Source organism: Sphaerisporangium rufum (assembly GCF_016863395.1).
Lineage (GTDB): Bacteria > Actinomycetota > Actinomycetes > Streptosporangiales > Streptosporangiaceae > Sphaerisporangium > Sphaerisporangium rufum.
On record NZ_BOOU01000099.1, the window covers coordinates 1 to 2,126 of the forward strand.

Consider the following 2,126-nt stretch of genomic DNA (forward strand, 5'->3'; position numbering starts at 1 on the left):
CCTCGGCCCGCGCGTCCTCGGCCCGCGCGTCGCCGGCCGGCGGGCCGCCGCGGCGCTGGCGGGCGCCGGCTGGCTGGCGCTGACCGCCGAGTTCGCCTGGGCGCGGATCGCCCCCGGGCCGCGCACCCCGCGCGAGATCGCCCGGATGCTGGTGACCAGCGTCCTCATTCCCCCGGTGGCCTGCGCGCACCGGCTGCGCGGAGAACTCCGGGTACGGAAGTGACCCGCCCGCACCACCCGCGGCCGGACCGGGCCGGGGACGCCGGGACCGTCCTGGTCGCCCGACCCGACAGCGCGGGAGACGTGCTGCTGGCCGGGCCGGCCGTGCGCGCGGTGGCCGCCGGCGCCCGCCGGCTGGTGCTGCTGGCCGGGCCGCTCGGCCGGGCCGCGGCCGAGCTGCTGCCCGGCGTCGACGAGGTGCTGGAGTGGGAGGCGCCGTGGATCGCCGCCGACCCGCCGCCGGTCACCGGGCGGCGCGTCGCCGAACTGGTCGGCGCGGTCCGCGCCGCCGCCCCCGACCAGGCGGTGATCTTCACGTCGTTCCACCAGTCGCCGCTGCCGCTGGCGTTGCTGCTGCGGATGGCCGGGGTGCGGCGGATCGCGGCGATCAGCGAGGACTACCCCGGGTCGCTGCTGGACGTGCGGCACGTGGTGGACGAGACGGCACACGTGCCGGAGCCCGAGCGGATGCTGGACCTGGCGCGCGCCGCCGGGTTCGCGCCGCCGCCGGGCGACGACGGCCGGCTCGCGGTCCGCGGGCCGCTGCCCGAGGTCTGCCACCTGACCGGGCCGCCCGGCTACGTGGTGCTGCATCCCGGCGCGGCGGCACCGGCCCGCGCCTGGCCGCCCGGGCACTGGGCGGCGGCCGCCGCGGCGCTGGACGCGGCCGGACACCGGGTCGTGGTGACCGGCGGCCCGGGCGAGCGGGCACTGACCGCCCAGGTGGCCGGGGGGCACGCGACCGACCTGGGCGGGCGGACCGGCCTGGCCGAGCTGGCCGCGGTGCTGGCCGGGGCGGCCGCGGTGGTGGTGGCCAACACCGGGCCCGCCCACCTGGCCGCCGCGGTCGCCACCCCGGTGGTCAGCCTGTTCGCCCCCGTCGTGCCCGCCGCCCGCTGGGCCCCCTACCGCGTCCCCCTCGTCCTGCTCGGCGACCAGCACGCCCCCTGCCGCGACACCCGCGCCCGCCACTGCCCCGTCCCCGGACATCCCTGCCTCACCTCCGTCACCCCCCGGCACGTGGTCCAGGCGGTCCACCGGCTGACCGGCGCGAAAGAGAAGATCTCATGCGAATCTCCCTGATCTCCGAGCACGCGAGCCCGCTGGCCGCCGTCGGCGGCGTCGACGCCGGCGGGCAGAACGTCCACGTGGCGATGCTGGCCACCGCGCTCGGCCGGCGCGGCCACCAGGTCACCGTGCACACCCGGCGCACCGATGGCCGGCAGCCGGACACGGTGGAGATGGCCCCGGGCGTCACCGTGGAGCACGTCACGGCCGGCCCGCCCGAACCGGTCCCCAAGGACGAGTTGCTGCCGTACATGCCGGCCTTCGCCGACCGGCTGGCGCGGGGCTGGTCGCGGGCGCGGCCGGACGTCGCGCACGCGCACTTCTGGATGAGCGGCCTGGCCGCATCCTCGGCCGCCCGCCGGCTCGGCGTGCCGGTCGCGCAGACCTTCCACGCGCTCGGCGTGGTCAAGCGCCGCTGGCAGGGCGGGGCCGACACCAGCCCGGCCGGGCGCGCCGCCGCCGAGCGCGACCTGGCCCGCGACGTGGACGCGGTCATCGCGACCTGCAGCGACGAGGTGCGGGAACTACGGGCGATGGGCACGCCGCACGCGCGGATCAGCGTGGTGCCCTGCGGCGTGGATCTGGACCTGTTCACCCCGGACGGCCCGGCCGCCGCCCGCGCGGACCGTCCCCGCGTCCTCAGCATCGGCCGCATGGTCGCCCGCAAGGGCGTGGACACCATCGTCCGGGCGCTGGACCGGCTGCCGGAGGCGGAACTGCTGATCGCCGGCGGTGCCCCGGACGACGCGGAGGTGGCCAGGCTGGCCGAGCTGGTCGCCGCGCACGGCGTGGCCGGCCGGGTCCGGCTGGTGGGCAGCGTGGCGCGCCCGGACGTCCCC

General features: G+C 79.2%; 2 protein-coding genes and 1 pseudogene. All 3 read left to right on the forward strand.

From position 1 onward, the window contains the following. Nucleotides 1-223 (forward strand): annotated as a pseudogene (locus Sru01_RS32305) (transferase); the annotation flags it as partial. Further along, nucleotides 220-1,302, forward strand: a complete 1,083-nt coding sequence (locus tag Sru01_RS32310; protein WP_203993816.1) for a glycosyltransferase family 9 protein — start codon at nucleotides 220-222, stop codon at nucleotides 1,300-1,302. The pseudogene Sru01_RS32305 and the gene Sru01_RS32310, both read left to right, overlap by 4 nt. Continuing rightward, nucleotides 1,287-2,126, forward strand: an 840-nt coding sequence (locus Sru01_RS32315) for a glycosyltransferase (protein ID WP_203993818.1), incomplete at its 3' end; no start/stop codon positions are given. The genes Sru01_RS32310 and Sru01_RS32315, both read left to right, overlap by 16 nt.